The organism is Kribbella sp. NPDC058245 (genome assembly GCF_042882005.1).
Classification (GTDB): domain Bacteria; phylum Actinomycetota; class Actinomycetes; order Propionibacteriales; family Kribbellaceae; genus Kribbella.
In genome coordinates this window covers 83,687-104,726 of record NZ_JBHVWY010000013.1, presented here as the reverse complement: position 1 = coordinate 104,726, position 21,040 = coordinate 83,687, and the positions used below count along the sequence as shown (strand labels likewise).

The following is a 21,040-nucleotide window of genomic DNA, read 5'->3' as shown; positions in this document are numbered from 1 at the left end:
GAACGAGAAGCTAGATAGCGCGAGCGACGTAGACCGTGCGGGGCGGGTCGTAGTCGACGACCACGACCTGCGCGCCCACCTCGATCTCTTCGTCGACCGCGGGGTAAGCGTAGAAGGCTTCGGTGGCACCACGGATCGGCAGCATCACTTCGCCGACGATTCCTGGTGCGATCCGCCCGATCACGCGTCCCCGCTTGCCAACCATGACGCCCCTCCGACGTACCGCTGCTGCTCCTGGTTCCGCAGCCTACCCGCGCACCGCCCCCTCCGTTGCCCCCTTGATGAACTGGCGGGCGAAGACGATGAAGACCACGATCAGCGGGATCATCGCCATCAGTGCCCCGGTCATCACCATCGAGTAGTCCACCCCATGGGCCCGGTTCAACGACGACAGCGCGACCTGCAGGGTCAGGTGATCGGGGTTGGTCAGCACGACCAGCGGCCAGAAGTAGTCGTTCCACGCACCGACGAAGGTGAAGATGCCCAGGAACGCCAACGCCGGCCGCGCCGACGGCAAAGCCACATGTCGATAGACGCCGAGGAATCCACACCCGTCGAGCGTCGCCGCCTCGACCAGCTCGTCGTGGATCGAGCTCGAGAAGTACTGCCGCAGCCAGAAGATGCCGAACGCATTGGCCGCCGCCGGAATGATCAGCGCCTTCAACGATCCGACCCAGCCGAACGCCGCCATCGTCTGGAACTGCGGGATGGCACCCAGCTGCGCGGGCAGCAGCATCGTCGCCAGCAGGATCACGAACAACGCGTTCCGCCCCGGGAACCGGAACTTCGCGAACGTGAACGCGGCCAGCGAATCGAAGAACAGCACCAGCAGCGTGGTCGCGACCGCGACCACCACCGTGTTGCCCATCGACTGGAAGAACGCGACGTTGTGCAGGACGGCGCGGACGTTGTCGTCGAACTGCGAGCCGAGGGTGAACTTCGGCGGGTACCGGTAGATGTCCGCGGTGGTGTTCGTCGCCATCACCAGCGTCCAGTAGAACGGGAACAGACTCAGGATTCCCGCGATCGTCAGGACGACGTGCAGCGTCACGCCTCGCCAGTGCCACCTCACTGCTTGCCCCTTCCGCCGATCAGCTTCCAGTTGATCGCCGTGAACAGCAGCACGAGCATGAAGATGCTCAGGGCAATGGCCGCGGCGTACCCGTAGTCGTTGTTCAGGAAGGCCTGCTGGTAGAAGTACATGACGATCGTCAGGCCGCTCTGGCCGACACCGCCGCTGTTGCCGACCATCACCTGCGGTTCGGTGAACGTCTGCAGGCCGCCGATGGTGGACGTGACGACCGTGAACAGTACGACGGGTCGCAGCTGCGGCAACGTGATCGAGAAGAACGTCCGGGCCGCACCGGCGCCGTCGACCTTGGCCGCCTCGTACTGTTCCTTCGGAATCGCCTGCAGCCCGGCCAGATAGATGATCGTGTTGTAGCCGGCCCATTGCCACACGATCATCGTGGAGACCGCGATCTTGATCCCCCACGGTTGCCCGAGCCAGTCCTGGGTCTCGATACCGAGGGCGCGCAGGCCGGAGTTGATCAGCCCGAAGTTCGTGCTGAAGACGGCCGCGAAGAAGATCGCGGCCGCCACCAGCGACGTGATGTTCGGGATGAAGTACGCGATCCGGTAGACGCTGGAGAACCGGACGGCGGAGTTCAGCATCACCGCCAGTACGAGCGCGATCGCCAGCGTCGGCACCGTCGACATGAAGAACAGCACGACCGTGTTCTTCAAGGCCAGCCAGAACGTGCTGTCCTCGAGCAGGAAGGCGAAGTTCTGCAGCCCGACGAACTGCCGGGCGCTGAACCCGTCCCACTTCTGGAAGCCGAGCAGGATCGTGGACGCCATCGGGTAGAGCCCGAAGACCAGGAAGAGCAGGTAGAACGGCGACAGCGCCAGATAGAACCGCCAGTACGACCAGACACCGCGCCGGGTGCGTACCTTCGCCGTACGGGGTGCTTTGGCTGTGGCGGTGAGAGTCACTGAACGCCCTGACGTTTGCCGATCTGCTTGGCCTTCGTCACTGCCTCGGCCCACGCCGCGTCGGAGGTCTTCTTGCCGACCTGGACCAGCTTCAGTGCGTCAGTGAACGGTACGGCGATCGCCGCGTCGAGCGGTGCCTCGTAGGCGATCGGGATGTCCTTGGCCGCCGGACCGAACACGTCGATCGGTACCTGTCCACCGAAGAACGGATCCGCTGCCTTCAACTGCGGTTTGTCGTACGCCGCCGGCGTCGCCGGGAAGATCTGCGCGTCCGCGAACGCCTTCGCCTCGTTGTCCGCGCTGAGCATGTACTTGATCACCTCGAAGGCAGCCTTCGGATCCGCCGCGTTCTTGGTGATCGCGAGGAACGAGCCGCCGAAGTTCGCCGGACCGCCCGGGGTCGGCGCCACCCGCCACTTGCCGACGCTGGTCTTCGCGGCTGCCTTGATGTCCAGCGCGACCCAGGCCGCGCCGACGACGGTAGGCACCGTGCCTTGGTCGAGGCCGGCGTTCCAGTCGTTCGAACCACCGAGCGTCTTGCCGTCGACCTTCAGCGTGATCGCCTTCACCGCGGTGTCCCACGCCTTGCGGATGTGGTCCTGGTCGCCGATGAACTTGTTGTCCTTGTCGATATAGCGAGCTGTGCCCTGGTTGACGATCGTGCCGTACATGTCGACGGCGTCCGCGACGATGAACGCCTTCGGGTTCTTCGCCTTCAGCTCGACACCGGCCTGCAGGAAGTCGTCCCAGCTCTTCATCTGTTCGCCGACCTTGGCGGGGTCACTCGGCAGTCCGCCGGCGGTGAAGATGTCCTCGCGGTAGAACAGCGCGGTCGGGCCGATGTCGATCGGGATGCCGAGCACCTTGCCGTCGAGCGTCGTGGCCTGCTTGACCTTCCACTCCAGGTACTGCCCGAGGAAGGCGTCGTCGGCGCCGATCGTCTTCAGGTCCACGAACCGGCTGGCCTGCGGCAGCAGCGAGGCGATGTCCTCGCCCTTGATCCCGGTGATGTCGGGGATCGACGTACCGCCGCTGAAGGTGGTCAGCAGCTTCTGCTTGAAGTCGCCGCCCACCTCGGAGTACTTGATGTGCTGGTCCGGGAAGTGCGCGATGGTGTCGTCCAGTACCGACTTGCCGAGACCGCCCGGCCAGCACCACAACGCGAGGTTGCCGGTGGCGTTCTTCTTGGTCGAGCCGGTGTCCATTCCGGACGAGCAGGCGACGACTGTGCCGCCGAGCACGGCTGCGAGGCCCCCAGCGAGCAGCGTCCGACGTGACAGGTCCATGGTCTTACCTTCCTTGGTGTGCGCTGATCAGCGCTTGGAGGTGCTGGTCTTCAGGGTGTTCTTGCTGCCACTTGGCCAGGTCCGCCCAGTGGGGCGCCGCGTCGGCGCCGCCGAGCTTGGTGACGGACAGCGCCGCAGTGAGGGCGGCGAAGCGGACCCGCTGCTCGAGCGGCAGGTCCCACAACGTGGCAGCGATGAAGCCGGCGGCGAACACATCACCCGCCCCGGTGGTGTCCGCCGCCGGGACAGGGAAGGCCGGTACGGCGATGCGCTCGCCGGTGCGGCCGTCGATCGCCTCCGCCCCGTGGGCGCCGTTGGACACCACGACCACTTCTACTTTGGTCGCCAGTACGTCGAGCGCTGCGCCGGGCGACGTCGTACGGGTGTAGGCCATTGCTTCATCGGCGTTCGGCAGGAAGACGTCGCAGTGCTCGAGTTGGTCGAGTACGGCGGGATCCCACTGCTCGGTGGGATCCCAGCCGACGTCTGCGAACACCAGGCTGCCGGTGGCCTTCGCTTTGGCCAGCCACTCGTTGGGCCAGGGACCGATGTGGGCGGCAACTGCTTTGGCCTTCGGAGGAGTGGTGATCAGGTCGTCGGCCGAGAGTGGGGGAGTGGTACCGCGGGTGACCAGGGCGCGATCGTTGTCGTAGGCAAGCGCCACGGTGAGCGGGGTCGGCCAGCCGTTGAGCTTGCGGGACAGGCTCAGGTCGATGCCCTCGTCTTTGTGCAGCCGGTCCCAGAGCCGGTCGCCGAGGTCGTCGGCCCCGAAGGTCGCAGCCATGCCGGTGCGGAGGCCGAGCCTCGCCAGCGCGACGGCGAAGTTGGCGATGCCGCCGGGGCTCTCGTGGGAGCCGGTCGCCCAGACCTCGGTCCCCGGTCGTGGGGGCGTGGGCAGGCCGAGCACCAGGTCCTGGAACACCAGGCCGGATACGACCACGTCAAGCTCTTCCATGAGCTGCCCCACACTCCTGCAGGTCTGATCAAACTCTTGCGTGAATCTTGGATCGTGTCGCCAGATTCCGCAATACCCGATCATAGGCATGATCGGAAATGACGTACTTTGCGTGATACGGTCGTGATGTGTTGCCGAAGCAGCGTCAGGACGAGATCGTGCGCGCACTCCGGGTCGACGGGGCCGGAGGCGTGAAGGTGCTGGCCACCCGCCTGGGGGTCAGCGAGGCGACGATCCGTCGCGACCTCGAGCAGCTCCACGACGAGGGCCGGCTGACCCGCGTGTACGGCGGCGCTCTCGCGGTGGACGGTGGAGACGAGCCGTTCGCGGATGTGAACGCCGTACATGCTGCGGAGAAGGATCGGATCGCGCGGCGGGCCGCTGAGCTGGTTCAGGACGGCGAGTCGGTGCTGCTCGACATCGGTACGACGGCCTTGCGGGTCGCGCAGCATCTGCACGGGCGATCACTGACCGTTGTCACGAGCAACCTCGCTGTCCTCGAGGAACTGCAGAACGACGAGTCGATCGAGCTGATCATCCTCGGCGGGTTCGTGCGGCGCAGCTATCGATCGCTGGTCGGCTACCTGACCGAGGAGAGCCTGCGGCAGATCCACGTCGACTGGCTGTTCCTCGGCACGAGCGGCGTCCGCCCCGACGGCCGGGTGATGGACAGCACGATGATCGAGGTCCCGGTCAAGCGCGCGATGATCAAGGCCGCCGACCGCGTGGTCCTGCTCGCGGACGCGACCAAGTTCCCGGGCCACGGCGTAGCCCGGGTCTGCGAGCCCGCCGAACTCCACATGGTCGTCACTGAACCCAACGCCGACCCCGCGACCAGGACCCAACTGACGGAGGCCGGCGTACAGGTAGTGCTCGCATGACCCCTAGTGACCCGAGTCCGAAGTTCCTTGACGTAGGCGGCGCCCAGGCACGCACCTCGCGGCACCGGAGAAACAGCCACGATAAAGAGCATCGAGGCAGCTTCTCCGTCACCACGATGCACGCACCTGAACACCGCCTACTGTCAACCAACTTCAGACTCGGGCCACTAGCGTCCGAAGGGGCGCAGTACGTGGTCGGCGTGTTTTCGGACGCAAGGTGTTTTCGGGACGCAAGGTGTTTTCGGGACGCAAGGTGTTTTTCGGGGTGCAAGGTGTTTTCGGAGGCAAGGTGAAGAGGGAGAGCATCGAGTGAGACTGACGATTCTCGGCGGGGGCGGATTCCGGGTGCCGCTCGTCTATCACGCCCTCCTGGGCGACCGCGGCCCCGGCCGCATCACCGAAGTGACCCTCTACGACACCGACCCCACCCGCCTCTCCTCCATCGCCGCTGTCCTCCACCAGCAAGCCCAATCGCTAACGTCCGAAGACACGCCGGCGCCCGTCTCCGGTTCTTCGGACGTCCGCCAAGCGCTTTCGCCAGCGTCCGAAAACACGCCGACCACGTACGACGGTTCTTCGGACGTTGTGAGGAAAGCGCCGGCGGTGACGGCGACGACGGATCTGGATGAAGCCATTCGGGGGGCCGACTTCATCTTCTCCGCGATTCGGGTCGGGGGACTCGAAGGGCGGACCGTGGACGAGCGGGTCGCGCTCGACCTCGGCGTACTGGGGCAGGAGACGGTCGGTGCCGGGGGGATCGCGTATGGGTTGCGGACCATTCCCGTCGCGACGGCTATTGCTCGGCGGATTGCCGCGTTGGCACCGGAGGCGTGGACGATCAACTTCACCAACCCGGCCGGCATGGTGACCGAGGCGATGATCCCGTACCTCGGCGACCGGGTGATCGGGATCTGCGACTCGCCCTCGGGCCTCGGCCGCCGCGCGGCGTTGGCGCTCGGGGTGGACCCGGCGACCGCCTTCTACGACTACGCCGGACTGAACCATCTCGGCTGGCTGCGCGGTCTACGGTCCGGCGGGGTCGACCGGCTGCCGGAGTTGCTGACGTCCACTGAGGAGCTCACGTCCTTCGAGGAGGGACGGCTGTTCGGGGTGGACTGGCTGCGGTCGCTCGGCTCGATTCCCAACGAGTACCTGCACTATTACTACTTCGCGCGCGAGACGCTGGCCGCCGTACAGGCTGTGAAGCAGACGCGGGGGACGTTCCTCCTGGAGCAGCAGTCCGCGTTCTACGCCGAGACGGCGCAACACCCCGACCAGGCGCTCGAGCTGTGGCAGAAGACGCGCGCCGAGCGGGAGTCGACGTACATGGTGGAGAGCCGTGAGATCGCCGACGCCGGTGAGCGCGACGAGCGCGACATGGCCGCCGGTGGATACGAGCAGGTCGCGCTGTCCCTTATGCGCGCGATCGCGCACAACGAGCGCGCCTCGCTCATCCTCAACGTCCGCAACCGCGGCATCCTGCACCACCTGGACGACGACGCCGTGGTCGAGATCCCGTGCACGGTCGACGCCAACGGCGCCCTTCCGGTCGCGGTCTCCCAGCTCACCGACCACCAGGCCGGCCTGGTCACCGCGGTCAAGGCCGTCGAGCGCTCCACCATCGAGGCGGCCACCTCCGCCTCCCGCTCCGCCGCGCTCCGAGCCTTCGCCTGGCACCCCCTGATCGACTCGGTCACGGCGGCCGGCCAGCTCCTCGACTCCTACACCGACCACCTCCCCGACCTCGCCTACCTCCGCCCCTGACCCACCCCCATTTGCCTGCCTAGCCACTCAGATCAGGGGTTGAGCACCCGCAACCACGGTGCCGAACCCCTGATTTGGCTGGCTGGCCACTCAGATCAGGGGTTGAGCACCCGCAACCACGGTGCCGAACCCCCGATTTGGCTGGCTAACCACTCAAATCGGCGTACTCCACGGTCGTCGAGCCCCGGACCCCGTCTCGACCTCGCCCACCTCCGCCGGTGGCCGCCGTACCCCTCCCCGAAATTTGAACGGATCTCCCCTGAAGTTGCCCCTTCTCTGGTCAAAATTTGAGGGGAGAAGGGGCAGGTTGAGCGGATATCCCCTCAAATGGCCTCGGGGGGAAGGCGGGGCAGGGAGCTGGTCATTCGGCACGGCGGGGTGGTGCCGGGCGACCGTGGGCGGGGCGAGGGTCCGGTACGGCGGGGTGGTGCCGGGCGACCGTGGGCGGGGCGAGGGTCCGGTACGGCGGGGTGGTGCCGGGCGACCGTGGGCGGGGCGGGGCGAGGGGCCGGTACGGCGCGGTGGTGGCGGGCGACCGTGGGGCGGGGATCGGTGGGCGGGGGCGGGGCGAGGGGCCGGTACGGCGGGGTGCCGTGTGCGGGTGGGGTGGGTGTGCGGGTGGGGTGGGTGTGCGGGTGGGGTGTGGGGTGGGAGTGGGGCGGATTGGGCGTCAGGGGGCAGATCTGGCAGAATGGTTGGCTGAGTCCGTCCAGGTTTGTGCAGCCCTCTAACTCCACGGCCTGGCTCGGCCCATTCGAGCGGCGACGCGTTGTCCCCACGACGCTGTGCTACTCACCCAAGACCTGTAATCCCAAGGGAGTTCCCGCAAACGTGGCAGTCAAGATCCGTTTGAAGCGCATCGGCAAGAAGCGTGCGCCGCACTACCGCATCGTCGTGATGGACGCCCGCAACAAGCGTGACGGCCGCGCCATCGAGGAGATCGGTAAGTACAACCCGAAGGCCGAGCCGTCGTTCATCCACGTCGAGTCGGACCGGGCGCAGTACTGGCTGGGCGTCGGCGCGCAGCCGACCGAGGCCGTCGAGGCCATCTTCAAGGCCTCCGGTGACTGGCAGAAGTTCAAGGGCCTGGAGGCTCCGGCCCCGCTGCGGGTCAAGGAGCCGAAGCGGGACAAGCAGGAGATCTTCAACGAGGCGCTGGCCGAGGCCCACGGCACGCTGAAGACCGAGGCCGTCACCGCCAAGAAGACGGCGAAGAAGGCCGCTGCCAAGGACGAGACCCCGAAGGCCGACGCCGCTGAGGCGAAGACCGAAGAGGCTCCCAAGGCTGACGAGGCCGCTGTCGAGGCTCCGGCCGCCGACGACGCCAAGGCCTGACGGTGATGGAGACCGAGGCGCTGGAGCACCTGGTCCGAGGCATCGTGGACAACCCGGACGACGTGAGCGTCCGGTCCCGCAACCTGCGTCGCGGCCGGACGCTCGAGGTGCACGTGCACCCCGACGACATCGGCAAGGTGATCGGCCGTAACGGCCGGACCGCCACCGCGATCCGTACGGTCGTCGGAGCGCTCAGCGCCGAGCAGTCGCTGCGCATCGACTTCGTCGACGAGTTCAACAAGCGGCCCCGCCGCTAAAGAGCTCCGCAGGAAGGCCGCGTCCCCGCTGGGGGCGCGGCCTTCACGCATCTTTAGCTCCAGGCGCTCATGACATGTTTCAGGCGGGTGTAGTCCTCGAGGCCGAAGATCGAGAGGTCCTTGCCGGTACCGGACTGTTTGAAGCCGCCGTGCGGTAGTTCGGCGGGCAGGAGTTGGTGGCAGTTGATCCAGACGGTGCCGAAGTCGAGTTCGGCGGCCAGGCGGGTGGCGCGGGCGTGGTCGGTGGTCCAGACACTGGAAGCCAGTGCGAGGTCGACCCCGTTTGCGAGGCGGATCGCTTCGGCCTCGTCGGTGAACGGCTGCACGGTCAGCACTGGGCCGAAGATCTCCCGCTGGACCACGTCGTCGTCCTGCCGCGCCCCGGCGATCACCGTTGCGTCGAGGAAGTAGCCCGGCCCGCGTCCGGTACCGCCGGCGACGATCTCGGTGTGATCCGGCAGCCCGGTCAGGAACTCCTCGACCCGGCCCTTCTGGTCCGCACTGTTCAGTGGCCCGAACGCGACGTCTGCCTCATCCGGCGCACCCGCCCGGTTGGCTCGCGCTGCGGCGCTCAGCTCGGTGACGAACTCGTCGTACGCCGATTGCTCCACCAGCACCCTGGCCGCGGCGGTGCAGTCCTGGCCGGCGTTGAAGAACCCGGTGAACGCGATCTGCTCGGCTGTCCGACGCAGGTCGGTGTCGGCGAACACCAGCGCCGGGGCCTTCCCACCGAGCTCCAGGTGGACGTTCTTCAGGGTCGGAGCCGCCGCGGCCATCACCTCGGCACCGGCACGAGTGCTGCCGGTGATGGCGACCATGTCCGGCCGCCGGTGCGTGACGAGCAACCGGCCGGTGTCGCGGTCCCCGCAGACCACGTTGAGCACGCCCGGCGGCAGCACCTCCTGCGCTAGCTCGGCCAGGCGGACAGTGCTCCACGGTGTGGTGTCGGCCGGCTTCAGTACGACGGTGTTCCCGGCCGCGAGTGCTGGTGCGATCTTCCAGATGGCCATCATCAGTGGGTAGTTCCACGGCGTGATCTGGGCGACCACGCCGACCGGCTCCCGCCGTACCGAGGAGGTGAAGCCGGCCTCGTATTCCGCCTGAGCGATGCCGTTCAGCACTCGGGCCGCACCGGCGAAGAAGCGCAACTGGTCGATGCAGGGGAGTAGCTCGAGCTCCCGCGTCGCTGCGCGCGGCTTGCCGGTGTTGCGGACCTCGCACTCGATGAGCTCATCCGCGTGCTGTTCGACCAGATCGGCGAGGGCGAGGATCGCCTGCTGGCGCTGCGCGGGCGTCGTACGGCGCCATCCGGGGAAGGCATCAGCCGCCGCTCCAACTGCCGCGTCCACCTCGGCTTCGCGCGACCGAGGCGCCGTACCGAGGGCTTGTGCGGTGGCCGGGTCGACGAACTCCATCGCGTGGGTTGCTGTGACGGCCTTGCCGCCGATCACGTTGGTCAGGGTCGTCACGTGGGGGTCCCGTCGATGGTGAGCTGGATCAGGGTCGGCCGGTCCGCGGTCAGCGCCTCGGCGGCGAGTTCACCCAGTACGGCGGCCGACGCGGCCTCGACGCCGTGAGCACCGATCGCGCGCGCCATGGCCGGGAGGTCGGGTTGGTAGAGGTCGACGGCCAGCGGGGTGATGCCGCGATCGACCATCTGCTCGCGGATCTCGGCGTACCCGCCGTTGTTCACCACGACGATCGGCAGCGGGAGCCGGAGCTCGGTCGCGGTGACCAGCTCCTGGATCGTGAACATCGCCGCGCCGTCACCGAACAGTCCGATCACCGGTCGGTCCGGCTGCGCGATCTTCGCGCCGATCGCGGCCGGCAGTCCGTAGCCGAGAGTCGCGTAGCCGGTCGGGTACAGCAGCCGATTGGTGGTCGTGAACGGCCAGTGGTGCACGGTGCCGTAGTAGGTGACCTGCGAGCTGTCACCCGCGACCACGGTGTCGGCGGGCAGCGCAGTGGCCAGGGACTCCTGGATCGCGGCCCACGGCCCGGCGTCCTGATCGGCGTCGGCGCGGATCGCCTTCTGCCACTCGGCGACATGCGCGGTGTCGAAGCGCTTGGTCGTGATCTGCAGCGCCTGCTGGGCGTCGCCGGTGATGGCGAGGTCGGCTTTCAGGTTCTTGTGCAGCTGTCCTGGGTCGACGTCGATGCGGATCACCTTGGCGGCCTGCGCCACACCACCCCAGAGGTCCGAGTCCCCGAGTTCGGTGCCGACGGCAACCACCAGGTCTGCCTCCGAGATCACCCGGTGCGCCGCCGGAAGCCGGATCGACGCCCCGAGCGCGACCGGATCCCGTTCGTCGACGATGCCCTTGCCGTTGACCGTCGTCAGCACCGGTACGCCGTTCGCCGCCAGCGCGCGGATCTCGGCGGCCGCGCCTCGTGCGCCACCACCGGCGATGATGAGCGGTCTTTGCGCTTGGGCAAACGCTTCGGCGATCCCGTCGGCATCGACTGCGGTCGGCTCAAAGGGCGGCGCGGCGACGGCAGAGCGCCGTACCCACTCGCCTTCCAGGACATCGACCGGCACCTCCAAATGCACCGGCCGCGGCCGCCTCGAGGTGAACCCGGCGAAGATGTCCGCGATCACCTCCGGCAGTTCGTCAGCGGTCTCCACCCGGATGCTTCGGTCGCAGACCGCGTCGAGCGCACCCTGCTGGTTCTTCAGCTCATGCAGCCAGCCGATGTCCTTCCCGACCATGCCCCGGGGCGGGCCGGGCGAGATCGCGAGCGTCGGCACGGAATCGGCGTACGACGTTGCGAGAGCAGTGATCGCGTTTGTGATCCCTGGTCCCGAAGTGGTGATCAGCACGCCCGCGCCACCCGTCACCCGCGCATACCCGTCCGCGGCGTACCCGGCGCCCTGCTCGTGTCGCGTCACGACGTGCCGGATCCCCGAGGCCGGCAGGTAGCGGTAGATCTCCAGATTGTGCGTGCCCGGAATGCCGAACACATGCCGCACACCGTTGGCCACCAAGCTGTCCACGACGGCCGCGCCGCCCGTGACCGCGTCAGCCATCGGTCCGAGGTGCCATCGCGCTGATCAACTCGTACGCCGCATGCGCAGCCGCGATCCCGGTCACTTCCGCATGGTCGTACGCCGGCGCCACCTCGACGATGTCCGCACCGACCAGGTCCAGCTCGGCGAACGCCCGCAGCATCTGCAACAACTCCCGACTGGTGATCCCGCCCGCCTCAGGCGTCCCGGTCCCTGGCGCAAACGCAGGATCCAGTACGTCGATGTCCAGCGACACGTACGTCGGCCGATCACCGACCCGCGCCTTGATCCGGTCCACCGCCCCACGCCATCCGTGGTCATCGAACTGATGCGCGCCGATCACCTGGAAGCCGAGCACCTGGTCGTCGGTCAGGTCCTCGCGTGAATACAGCGAGCCGCGGATGCCCACGTGCAGCGAGCCGGTCTGGTCGATCAACCCTTCCTCGGAGGCGCGGCGGAACGGCGTACCGTGCGTGATCGGTGCACCGAAGTACGTGTCCCAGGTGTCCAGGTGTGCGTCGAAGTGGACGACCGCGATCGGTCCGTGCGCCTCGTGCATCACCCGCAGCAACGGGAGCGCGATGGTGTGGTCGCCGCCGATCGTCAGCGGCTTGGCGCCGAAGCCGACCACTTCGCGCACACCCGCGTCGATCTGCTGCACCGCTTCGGCGATGTCGAACGGGTTGCAGGCGATGTCACCAGCATCGGCCACTTGCTGGAGTGCGAACGGCTCTACGTCCTGCACCGGGTTGTAAGGACGCAGCAGCTTCGACGACGCCCGGATGTGGCTGGGGCCGAAGCGCGCGCCCGGCCGGTAGCTGACACCGGAGTCGAACGGGACGCCGATCACGGCGATATCCGCGCGCGCCACCTCATCGATCCGCGGCAACCGCGCGAACGTGGGCGGGCCGCCGTACCGGGGGATCTTGGTCGCGTCGACAGGGCCGATGGCATTGGTCATCTCAGAGCACTTTCTGCAGGAAGGTCCGGGTCCGGGCGTGACTGGGGTTCGTGAGCACCTGCGAGGGCGGGCCGGCCTCGACGACGACGCCGCCGTCCATGAAGACCACCCGATGGCAGACCTCCCGGGCGAAGCCGATCTCGTGCGTGACCACGATCATCGTCATGCCCTCGGCGGCCAGGCCCTTCATCACCTCGAGCACCTCGCCGACCAGTTCGGGGTCGAGAGCGGAGGTCGGTTCGTCGAACAACATCAGCGTGGGCCGCATCGCGAGCGCGCGGGCGATCGCCACCCGCTGCTGCTGGCCGCCGGACAGCTGGGCCGGGTACGCCGCTTCCTTGTCCGCAAGGCCAACGCGGTCGAGCAGCGCAAGCGCCTGGCTGCGAGCTGCCGCACGCGTCTCGTGCTTGACGAAGAGCGGTGCCTCCATCACGTTCTCGATGGCAGTGCGGTGTGGGAACAGGTTGAACCGCTGGAACACCATCCCGACGTGCCGTCGGGCCGCAGCGGTCTCCCTGGGTCGCAGTTCGTACTTGCGACCGCCATGGCGCCGGTAGCCGACCAGCTCGCCGTTCACACTGATCTCGCCGCCGTCGATGCGCTCCAGGTGATTGATGCAGCGCAGGAACGTGCTCTTGCCCGAGCCGGACGGCCCCAGCAGCGAGACAACCTCACCGGCGTCGACGCTGAGGTCGATGCCTTTCAGCACCTCGACATCGCCGAACGACTTGCGGACGTTGACCGCCTCGACCATCATCGGCGGACTCCACGGCTCATGCGGTTCTCCAACCGGTTCTGCACGATGGTGAGGATCGTGGTCAGCACGAGGTACCAGAGGCTGGCCACGATCAGCAGCGGGATCTGCTGGAAGTTGCGGCCGTAGATCAGCTGGGCGGTCGTGGTGAGCTCCGGCAGGCCGATCACCAGCACGAGCGAGGTGAGCTTGAGCATCGAGATCGTCTGGTTGGCCGTCGGCGGCACGATCAGCCGCGCCGCCTGCGGCAGAATCACGCGCCGGTAGGTGATCCACGGGCTCATGCTGAGCGCCTCGGCCGCCTCGCGTTGCCCGCTGTCGACCGAACCGATCCCGGCCCGGACGATCTCGGCCATGTACGCCGCTTCGTTCAGTCCGAGCCCCAGGATCGCGGCGGTGAACTGGGTGATCACTGTGTTGGTCGGCCAGCTGACCAGGTCGGTTCCGCCGAACGGCAGACCGATGCTGATCTGCGGCAGCACGGTGCCGAGGAAGAACCAGAAGAGCAGTTGCACCAGGATCGGCGTACCGCGGAACAGCCAGACGTAGCCGCCGGCGACTGATCGCAGGACTGGGTTCTCCGACAGGCGCATCACCGCGAGGACGGTGCCGAGCACGACACCGACCAGCATCGCGATCACGGTCAGCTGCAGGGTCTTGACCAGACCGAGCATGATCGACTTCTCGAACAGGTAGCCGACCACCAGATCGAGCCGCAGCTTCGGTGCGGTGGCGACGAAGTGCACGAACACGACCAGCAGGAAGGCGATCACGGCCGCCGCCACCCAGCGGCCCGGATGGCGGAGCTTGACGATCGGCTCGTCCGCGGTGCTCATGCTCACTTGCCCTGGTTGATCGGCGCGTCTTTCAGCGCCTGGTCGGTGAGATTCCATTTGGCCAGCAAAGCGTCGTACGTGCCGCTCTCGATGACCTTCTTCAACGCGGCCTGGACGGCGTCGCGCAGCTTCGGGTTGTTCTTCGGGACCGGGATGCCGACGGGCAGCGTGCCGAACGGCTTGCTCACGATCTCGAAGGCGTCGGGCGCCTGCTTGACGTTGTAGGCAAGGGTGAGGTCAAGCGCCAGTACGGCGTCGGCGCGGCCGGACTGCAGCGCCTGGACCGCGCTGGCCTGGTCGGGGAACGGGAGCTTGGTGAGCTTGCATTCCTTGGCGATGTCGTCGGCGGTCAGGTCGCCGGTCGCGCTCTTCTCGACCGCCACCTTGCGGCCGCAGAGATCCTGCTTGTCCTTCAGCCCGTCTTTGTTGCCCTTGACAACCATGAAGGTGACGCCGGAGTTCAGGTAGTCGACGAAGTCCACGGTCTCCTGCCGCGTCTTCTTATCGATCATGCTGGTCAGCGAGAGGTCGTAGCGGCCGGCGTTCAGGCCGCCGATGATCCCGTCGAAGTTGGTGTTCTGGAACTCGAACTTCACGCCGAGCACCTGACCGAGCGCCGCGCCCAGGTCGGCGTCGAAGCCGAGCACGGTTTTGTTGTCCTCGGCAAAGAACTCCATCGGCGGGAAGCTCACCCCGGAGGCGACCCGGACGGTTCCGGCGGACTTGATCGCGTCGGGCAGCAGCGCGGCCGCGGCGTCGTCCTTGGTCAGGGCGGGCGCCGTACTGCTCGATGCGCCGGTGGGGGCGTCGACCGCATCGGGCGCTGCGCACGAGGTCGCGACGAGGGCTAGTGCGACGAGGGCGACGGTTGGAATCCGCATGGTGGGTTCTCCCGGACGGTCGGGGCGATGTTTCGAGAATGTTTCATGACAGGCAACAAAGGTTGTCGTACGAGCATCGGGGGCGGCATGATTGGGTGTCAAGGACTTGCCGCCTGTTTTCACCTGATGGAAGGACCCTCGATGCGTCCGTTGCCGGTGTCGCCGTCGAACAACGAGATCCGGATCGGCACCCGGTTGCGGGCCGCCCGGCAGGCGCACGGTTACACGCTGGACCAGCTCGCCTCGGCCGCCGGGCTGACCAAGGGCTTCCTCAGTCGGGTCGAGCGGGACGAGACGTCGCTGAGCGTCGCCTCGCTGATCACCCTGTGCGAGGTGATGAGCCTGGACGTCGGGTCGCTGTTCAGCGTGCCGGACGTCGCGCTGGTACGGCGTGATGGGGCCCCGGCGATCAATCTGGGCGGAGCCGGTGTCGACGAGCGGCTGATGACGCCGCGCGGGCAGTCCCGGGTCCAGGTGGTGCACACCGATGCCGAACCGGGTGGCACCGGTGGTTCGGACTTCTACACGATCAACTGTGAGTACGAAGTGGTGTACGTGATCGCCGGGAGTATCGAGATGCTGTTCACCGATCGCCGGGTGCAGTTGGCGGCTGGTGACGCGCTCACCTTCCCTGGTGGCGAGCCGCACACATGGGTCAACTCCAGTCCGACGGAGCCGGCTGAGCTGGTCTGGGTGCTTACCCCTGCGCCTTGGAGCGGCAGCGCCTGAGACACTGTGTCGTTGTCTTTGGAGAGGAACTAGCGGTGCTGGTAATTGTCGGTCGGATCGGCCGGGCGCACGGGATCAAGGGCGAGATCGGGATGATCGTCCGCACGGACGACCCGGACCTGCGCTTCGCCGACGGCGCGAAGCTCGTCACCACCTCCAACCCGCCCCGGACGCTCACCGTGGAATCCAGCCGCTGGCACAGCGGGCGGCTACTGGTGAAGTTCGTCGATTCGGCGGACCGGACCGCTGCGGAGCTGCTGCGCAATCTGGAGGTCCAGGCCGAGATCGGCGAGGACGAGCGGCCCGAGGACCCCGACGAGTACTACGACCGCGAGCTGATCGGTCTGAAGGTCCGCACCGCCACAGGTGAGGAGGCGGGTGAGGTGATCGACGTGATCCACCTGCCGTCCCAGGACCTGCTGGAGATCCGCCGGCCCGCGGGCAACGCCGTACTGGTGCCGTTGGTCGAGGAGCTGGTTCCGGAGATCGATCTGGACGCCGGCTATGTGACCGTGGCCGATCGGCCTGGTCTGCTCGACCCCGAGGGCGCCGAGGTGGTGCCGTCGCAGCCGGGAGACGCGGGCCAATGAGGCTGGACGTCCTCACGATCTTCCCGGAGTACCTGGCCGCGCTGGACGTCTCACTGGTCGGCAAGGCGGCCCAGAGCGGTCTGCTGGACGTCCGGCTGCATGACCTGCGCGAGTGGACCTACGACCGGCACCGGACCGTCGACGACACCCCGTACGGCGGTGGCGCGGGCATGGTGATGAAGCCGGAGCCGTGGGGTGAGGCACTGGACGCGGTCGCGCCTCCCGGTGCTGCGGAGCAGCCGCGACTGATCGTGCCGACGCCTGCTGGGCGGCCGTTCACCCAGGCACTCGCTTACGAGCTGGCCGAGGAGCCTTGGCTGGCGTTCGCGTGTGGCCGGTACGAGGGCATCGACGCGCGGGTCGCGGCGTACGCGGGGGAGCGGATGCGCGTCGACGAGGTGTCGATCGGCGACTACGTGCTGAACGGCGGAGAGGTCGCCGTACTGGTGATGGTCGAGGCGGTGGCCCGGCTGCTGCCTGGTGTGATCGGCAATCCGGAGTCACTGGCCGAGGAGTCGCACTCTGGTGACGGCCTGCTGGAGTACCCGGTCTACACGAAGCCGGTGAGCTGGCGAGGGCACGACGTACCGGAGATCCTGCTGTCGGGGAACCACGGCAAGATCGCCGAGTGGCGGCACGAGCAGTCCATCAGCCGCACCGCGGAACGCCGTCCGGACCTGCTGGCCGCCTGGGGCGACGTACTGGCCGCCAAGGAGGATGCCGACGGCATCCGGATCCTGCCGGCTGCTTCTGGTGATGCAGGGGAGATCCACACGCTGCAACTGGCCGCATTCCTCTCCGAGGGACGCCTGTACGACGAGTACGCGATCCCGCCGCTGCTGGAGACGCCTGAGGCGGCGGCTGAGCGGCTGCGCGAGGGGCTGGTACTGAAGGCCGTGGCGGGTACGCGGATCGTCGGATCGGTGCAGCTGACCGTCAACGGCTCGGTCGGGTACATCGGGCGGATCGTCGTCGCTCCGGACTGGCAGGGCCGCGGCCTCGGGACCCGGTTGCTGCGGACCGTCGAGAAGCTCGCGCCGGCCGAGGTGACCGGGTACGAGCTGAACACGGGCGGGCGGAGCGACCGGAACCTGGCCCTGTACCAGAAGGCCGGCTATCGCGAGGTCCGGCGGGAGGCCCAGACCCCGAAGGTCGACCTGGTGCACCTCGCCAAGCGCCGCCGGAAGAAATGACCGTGCTCACCCTGTGCTGATCACCTGGGCGGATTTCGTCACTGTGTGGGGCATGTGGCAAGATTGTCTGCTGCTGCTCTTTCGGTGCTCCTGCCACAGGGGGTGACCACCGATCGGCAGCTTTTCGATGACTTCATCACCAACCACTTCGTGGGTGACCTGTGGCACGCGCGAGAGAAGAGACACCTGATGAGCAAGATCCTGACCGAGCTCGACAACGCGAGCAAGCGCGACGACATCCCGGCCTTCCGCGCCGGTGACACCGTGAACGTGCACGTGAAGGTCGTCGAAGGCAACCGGTCCCGTGTCCAGGTGTTCAAGGGCGTCGTGATCCGCCGCCACGGTGGTGGCCTGCAGGAGACCTTCACGGTCCGCAAGGTCAGCTTCGGTGTCGGTGTCGAGCGGACCTTCCCGCTGCACACCCCGATCGTCGAGAAGGTCGAGGTCGTCACCCGCGGTGACGTCCGTCGCGCCAAGCTGTACTACCTGCGCGAGCTGCGCGGCAAGGCAGCCAAGATCAAGGAGAAGCGGGACAACATCCCGGCCTCCTGAGCCTCGTAACAACAACCACCCATGGCGCCGAGCACTGCGACTCGTGCTCGCCCTCGCTCGGCACCTCGGGGGGCACGTCGCAGCAAGGGACGTCACCGCAGGCTGAAGCAGCGGAATCCGCTGCTCAGTCTGCTGGTCGAGATGACCACCGTGACGGTGCTCGCACTCGTCATCACGGTGGTGCTGCGGCTTTTCGTCGCGGAAGCGTTCTACGTGCCCTCGGAGTCGATGTACGACACGCTCACGAAGGACGACCGGATCCTCGCGGAGAAGGTCAGCTACCTGCATCGTGACGTCGAGCGTGGCGACATCATCGTCTTCAAGGACCCCGCCAACTGGCTGAACGAGGAGCCGACGAAGCCTGGTGCGCTGCGCCAGGTCGGTGAGTTCGTCGGCATCCTGCCGCGCAGCGGTGAGGGTCACCTGGTCAAGCGGGTGATCGGGCTGCCCGGCGACAAGGTGGTCTGCTGCGACCGCAACGGCCGGGTCACGGTGAACGGGATCGCGCTGGACGAGCGGGAGTACCTGCTCAAGGACGCGCACCCCTCGGACATGCCGTTCAGCGTCGTCGTACCGGCCGGTCATCTGTGGGTGATGGGTGACAACCGGGCCCAGTCGGCGGACTCCCGTGCCCATATGGGCGGCCCGGGTGGCGGGTTCGTCCCGATCGAGAACGTGGTTGGCCGGGCCTGTTGCGTAATCTGGCCGTCTGACCGGATGACGATGCTGCGTCCTCCGGAAACCTTCAAGAAGCCGGGGCTGAAGAAGTGACCGATACACCGACGAAGACGGACGACGCCACACCCGCCAAACCCGCCCATCGTTCCGGCTTCGCGGCCGCCGCTCGCGAGTTCGTGCTGATCGTCGTGGGGGCGCTGATCGTCTCCTCGATCCTGCGGGCCTTCGTCGGGCAGATGTTCATCATCCCGAGCGAGTCGATGGAGAACACGCTGCTGGTCGGTGACCGGGTCGTCGTCGAGAAGCTCACCGACGTCAAGCGCGGCGACGTGGTCGTCTTCGAGGATCCGGGCGGCTGGCTCGGCGCCGAGGAGAGCGGCCAGAAGCGCGGTTCGGTCGGCCGGTTCTTCGAGGTCGTCGGCCTGCTGCCGGACTCCAGCCACGGTCACCTGATCAAGCGCCTGATCGGGATGCCGGGCGACAAGGTCGAGTGCTGCGACACCAAGGGCCGCCTGCTGGTGAACGGCCGGCCGCTGGAGGAGACGCCGTACCTGTACCCCGGTGACGCCGCCTCGCAGCTGGAGTTCCAGGTCACCGTTCCGGCCGGCCGGATCTTCGTGATGGGTGACCACCGATCCGCCTCCGGCGACTCCCGGGTGCACCTGCAGGACGTCGACGCCGACGGCGGCAACCCCGGTGACGCGGCCTTCGTCCCCCTGGACAAGGTCACCGGCCGCGCGATCCTGGTCGTCTGGCCGGCGGGTCGCTGGGCGAAGCTCGGCGTACCGGACACCTTCAAGCAGGTGCCGCCCGCGGCCGGCCCGCCGCCGGCCAAGCCGTCGATCTCGCTAACGCCACCGCCCAAGTAGTACCCGCCTAGGGTGGTCTCTGTGATGCGGAGGGTTGGATGAGCGCGTTGCCCCGCGGGAGCACGGTGCGCCGTGACGCCGGGCTGTACGGGTACGAGCGGGCCTTGCGCCGGGTCGGCCTGGATCCGATCGCCGGTGTCGACGAGGCCGGCCGTGGACCGTGTGCCGGCCCGCTGGTCGCCGCCGCGGTGATCCTGCCGGAGGGCAAGCGCGGCCAGATCCCCGAGCTGGCCGATTCCAAGCTGCTCACCGCCAAGGCCCGCGAGCGCTGCTACGAGGAGATCCGCAACCGCGCCCTGGCCTGGTCGGTGGTCTCGATCGAGGCGCCGGAGTGTGACCGCCTCGGCATGCACGTGGCGAACCTCCAGGCGCTCCGCCGGGCCCTGTTCCGCCTCGACGTGCGCCCGTCGTACGTGCTGACCGACGGCTTCGGTGTCGACGGCCTCGGCGTACCGGGTCTGGCGATCTGGAAGGGTGACCGCGTGGCAGCTTGTATCGCCGCCGCATCCGTGATCGCCAAGGTGACCCGTGATCGCGTGATGGAGCACTGGGACCAGGAGTACCCGCAGTACGGCTTCGCCGTCCATAAGGGCTACTGCACCCCCGAACACCAGGCGGCACTGGACGAATACGGCCCGTGCCCACAACATCGACGGCGGTTCGAGAATGTCCGCCGCAGTCTGCGGCCCGATATGGGACAGAATGTCACCAGTCCCACCGGAGTGGAGAGCGGTAGATGAGTGCAGATGATCTCGAGAAGTACGAAACCGATATGGAGCTGCAGCTCTATCGGGAGTACAAGGACGTCGTCGGGATCTTCAAGTACGTCGTTGAGACCGAACGGCGCTTCTACCTGTGCAATGCCGTGGACCTCAAGGTCCGCACCGAAGGCGGCGACGTCTACTTCGAGGTGACCATGGCCGACGCCTGGGTCTGGGACGTCTACCGTTCCGCCCGCTTCGTCAAGAACGCCAAGGTCGTCACCTTCCGCGACGTCAACATCGAAGAACTCGCCAAGTCCGACCTCGAGGTCCCCAAAGACTCCGACTTCGGCCGCTGACCCGCGCCCCGGCCTCCGCCGGAGCGCGGTGTCGGCCACCTCACGCAGTCATCGCCTCGCGGACCTTGGCAGTGTCCACGAACTGTTCGAAGCGGACGATCAGCCCACCCCGGACGACGAAATGGTGGGCGACCCGGACGTTGATCGACCGGCCGGTCACCTTGTTCGCGGCGGTGTAGCGCGCCAGTACGACGACGTTCTCCCCGTCCACGACGTAGGTGTCGTCGTGAGCGGCCCAGTCGTCCCATGCGCCGGCGAGCTTCTCCATCACGTTGGTGGTGACGCCCCCCGGCGTCCGATAGGTGCCCGCGAGCGGGAAGCCGGCCATCTCGGTCCACTCCACATCCGGGGCCAGGGTCGCCCGCAGCGCTTCAAGGTCACCCGCGGCCGAGGCCAGGTACTGACGCCGGACCACGTCGGCCGGTGCGGTCGAGAGCTGGAATTCGTTGTCGGTCAT

Annotated in this window: 24 protein-coding genes; 12 read left to right on the top strand and 12 right to left on the bottom strand. The window is 67.4% G+C overall.

All coding sequences use genetic code 11. The annotated features are described in order from the left end of the window. Window positions 1–10 precede the first annotated feature (10 nt). The 5 genes from ACFVWG_RS28225 to ACFVWG_RS28205 all read right to left on the bottom strand — a co-directional run bounded on the left by ACFVWG_RS28225 (window position 11) and on the right by ACFVWG_RS28205 (window position 4,236). Complete coding sequence (locus ACFVWG_RS28225; RefSeq protein ID WP_391546441.1) at window positions 11–205, bottom strand: hypothetical protein; 195 nt, start codon at window positions 203–205, stop codon at window positions 11–13. 42 nt (window positions 206–247) lie between these two features. Continuing rightward, a complete protein-coding gene (locus tag ACFVWG_RS28220) occupies window positions 248–1,072 on the bottom strand; it encodes a carbohydrate ABC transporter permease (RefSeq protein ID WP_391546440.1) in 825 nt (274 codons plus the stop codon). After that, window positions 1,069–1,911, bottom strand: a complete 843-nt coding sequence (locus tag ACFVWG_RS28215; RefSeq protein WP_391546591.1) for a carbohydrate ABC transporter permease — start codon at window positions 1,909–1,911, stop codon at window positions 1,069–1,071. Before ACFVWG_RS28215 ends, ACFVWG_RS28220 begins: the two co-directional genes overlap by 4 nt. 80 nt (window positions 1,912–1,991) lie before the next feature. Then, the gene (locus ACFVWG_RS28210; RefSeq protein WP_391546439.1) at window positions 1,992–3,281 is read right to left on the bottom strand and encodes an ABC transporter substrate-binding protein; all 1,290 of its coding nucleotides are present in this window, start codon (window positions 3,279–3,281) and stop codon (window positions 1,992–1,994) included. Between the two features lie 4 nt (window positions 3,282–3,285). Then, window positions 3,286–4,236, bottom strand: a complete 951-nt coding sequence (locus ACFVWG_RS28205) for a carbohydrate kinase family protein (RefSeq protein ID WP_391546438.1) — start codon at window positions 4,234–4,236, stop codon at window positions 3,286–3,288. 128 nt (window positions 4,237–4,364) lie between these two features. Here ACFVWG_RS28205 and ACFVWG_RS28200 point away from each other — a divergent pair, with 128 nt between their 5' ends. The 4 genes from ACFVWG_RS28200 to ACFVWG_RS28185 all read left to right on the top strand — a co-directional run bounded on the left by ACFVWG_RS28200 (window position 4,365) and on the right by ACFVWG_RS28185 (window position 8,473). Continuing rightward, window positions 4,365–5,117, top strand: coding sequence for a DeoR/GlpR family DNA-binding transcription regulator (locus ACFVWG_RS28200; protein WP_391546437.1), 753 nt, complete (start codon window positions 4,365–4,367; stop codon window positions 5,115–5,117). A 309-nt stretch (window positions 5,118–5,426) separates the two neighbouring features. Then, on the top strand, window positions 5,427–6,881 hold the full coding sequence (locus tag ACFVWG_RS28195; RefSeq protein WP_391546436.1) for a 6-phospho-beta-glucosidase: 1,455 nt from the start codon (window positions 5,427–5,429) through the stop codon (window positions 6,879–6,881). Window positions 6,882–7,712: 831 nt separating this feature from the next. Then, window positions 7,713–8,216: a 30S ribosomal protein S16 gene (gene rpsP / locus ACFVWG_RS28190; RefSeq protein WP_391546435.1), complete on the top strand. Its 504-nt coding sequence runs from the start codon at window positions 7,713–7,715 to the stop codon at window positions 8,214–8,216. A 5-nt stretch (window positions 8,217–8,221) separates the two neighbouring features. After that, window positions 8,222–8,473, top strand: a complete 252-nt coding sequence (locus ACFVWG_RS28185) for an RNA-binding protein (RefSeq protein ID WP_391546590.1) — start codon at window positions 8,222–8,224, stop codon at window positions 8,471–8,473. A 53-nt stretch (window positions 8,474–8,526) separates the two neighbouring features. Here the strand turns inward: ACFVWG_RS28185 and ACFVWG_RS28180 are convergent, their stop codons facing one another. The 6 genes from ACFVWG_RS28180 to ACFVWG_RS28155 are packed head-to-tail and all read right to left on the bottom strand — an operon-like array spanning window position 8,527 to window position 14,912. Then, complete coding sequence (locus ACFVWG_RS28180; protein ID WP_391546434.1) at window positions 8,527–9,942, bottom strand: aminobutyraldehyde dehydrogenase; 1,416 nt, start codon at window positions 9,940–9,942, stop codon at window positions 8,527–8,529. Beyond that, window positions 9,939–11,501 (bottom strand): thiamine pyrophosphate-binding protein, encoded by a 1,563-nt coding sequence (locus ACFVWG_RS28175; RefSeq protein ID WP_391546433.1) that lies wholly within the window; start codon window positions 11,499–11,501, stop codon window positions 9,939–9,941. Before ACFVWG_RS28175 ends, ACFVWG_RS28180 begins: the two co-directional genes overlap by 4 nt. After that, window positions 11,494–12,441, bottom strand: a complete 948-nt coding sequence (gene speB, locus ACFVWG_RS28170) for an agmatinase (protein WP_391546432.1) — start codon at window positions 12,439–12,441, stop codon at window positions 11,494–11,496. Before speB ends, ACFVWG_RS28175 begins: the two co-directional genes overlap by 8 nt. Window position 12,442: 1 nt before the next feature. After that, the gene (locus tag ACFVWG_RS28165) at window positions 12,443–13,195 is read right to left on the bottom strand and encodes an amino acid ABC transporter ATP-binding protein (protein ID WP_391546589.1); all 753 of its coding nucleotides are present in this window, start codon (window positions 13,193–13,195) and stop codon (window positions 12,443–12,445) included. Then, window positions 13,195–14,031 (bottom strand): amino acid ABC transporter permease, encoded by an 837-nt coding sequence (locus ACFVWG_RS28160; protein ID WP_391546431.1) that lies wholly within the window; start codon window positions 14,029–14,031, stop codon window positions 13,195–13,197. Before ACFVWG_RS28160 ends, ACFVWG_RS28165 begins: the two co-directional genes overlap by 1 nt. Window positions 14,032–14,033: 2 nt before the next feature. Continuing rightward, on the bottom strand, window positions 14,034–14,912 hold the full coding sequence (locus ACFVWG_RS28155) for an ABC transporter substrate-binding protein (RefSeq protein ID WP_391546430.1): 879 nt from the start codon (window positions 14,910–14,912) through the stop codon (window positions 14,034–14,036). 141 nt (window positions 14,913–15,053) lie between these two features. Here ACFVWG_RS28155 and ACFVWG_RS28150 point away from each other — a divergent pair, with 141 nt between their 5' ends. The 8 genes from ACFVWG_RS28150 (at window position 15,054) to ACFVWG_RS28115 (ending at window position 20,583) form a co-directional block, all read left to right on the top strand. Next, window positions 15,054–15,641, top strand: a complete 588-nt coding sequence (locus ACFVWG_RS28150) for a helix-turn-helix domain-containing protein (RefSeq protein WP_391546429.1) — start codon at window positions 15,054–15,056, stop codon at window positions 15,639–15,641. A gap of 35 nt (window positions 15,642–15,676) precedes the next feature. Continuing rightward, window positions 15,677–16,231, top strand: a complete 555-nt coding sequence (rimM, locus tag ACFVWG_RS28145; RefSeq protein WP_391546428.1) for a ribosome maturation factor RimM — start codon at window positions 15,677–15,679, stop codon at window positions 16,229–16,231. After that, window positions 16,228–17,424: a tRNA (guanosine(37)-N1)-methyltransferase TrmD gene (trmD, locus tag ACFVWG_RS28140; protein ID WP_391546427.1), complete on the top strand. Its 1,197-nt coding sequence runs from the start codon at window positions 16,228–16,230 to the stop codon at window positions 17,422–17,424. The genes rimM and trmD overlap by 4 nt, the downstream gene beginning before the upstream one ends. Window positions 17,425–17,613: 189 nt before the next feature. Then, entirely contained in the window at window positions 17,614–17,976 is a 363-nt protein-coding gene (gene rplS / locus ACFVWG_RS28135) for a 50S ribosomal protein L19 (protein ID WP_391546425.1), read from the top strand. A 141-nt stretch (window positions 17,977–18,117) separates the two neighbouring features. Beyond that, a complete protein-coding gene (gene lepB / locus ACFVWG_RS28130) occupies window positions 18,118–18,747 on the top strand; it encodes a signal peptidase I (protein WP_391546424.1) in 630 nt (209 codons plus the stop codon). Beyond that, window positions 18,744–19,523 carry a signal peptidase I gene (gene lepB, locus ACFVWG_RS28125; RefSeq protein WP_391546423.1) on the top strand — a complete coding sequence of 260 codons (780 nt, stop codon included), beginning with the start codon at window positions 18,744–18,746 and terminating at the stop codon, window positions 19,521–19,523. Before lepB (ACFVWG_RS28130) ends, lepB (ACFVWG_RS28125) begins: the two co-directional genes overlap by 4 nt. A gap of 38 nt (window positions 19,524–19,561) precedes the next feature. Beyond that, the gene (locus tag ACFVWG_RS28120) at window positions 19,562–20,263 is read left to right on the top strand and encodes a ribonuclease HII (protein ID WP_391546422.1); all 702 of its coding nucleotides are present in this window, start codon (window positions 19,562–19,564) and stop codon (window positions 20,261–20,263) included. Further along, window positions 20,260–20,583, top strand: a complete 324-nt coding sequence (locus ACFVWG_RS28115) for a DUF2469 domain-containing protein (protein ID WP_012922325.1) — start codon at window positions 20,260–20,262, stop codon at window positions 20,581–20,583. Before ACFVWG_RS28120 ends, ACFVWG_RS28115 begins: the two co-directional genes overlap by 4 nt. Before the next feature lie 40 nt (window positions 20,584–20,623). Here the strand turns inward: ACFVWG_RS28115 and ACFVWG_RS28110 are convergent, their stop codons facing one another. Then, window positions 20,624–21,040, bottom strand: coding sequence for a nuclear transport factor 2 family protein (locus ACFVWG_RS28110; protein ID WP_391546421.1), 417 nt, complete (start codon window positions 21,038–21,040; stop codon window positions 20,624–20,626).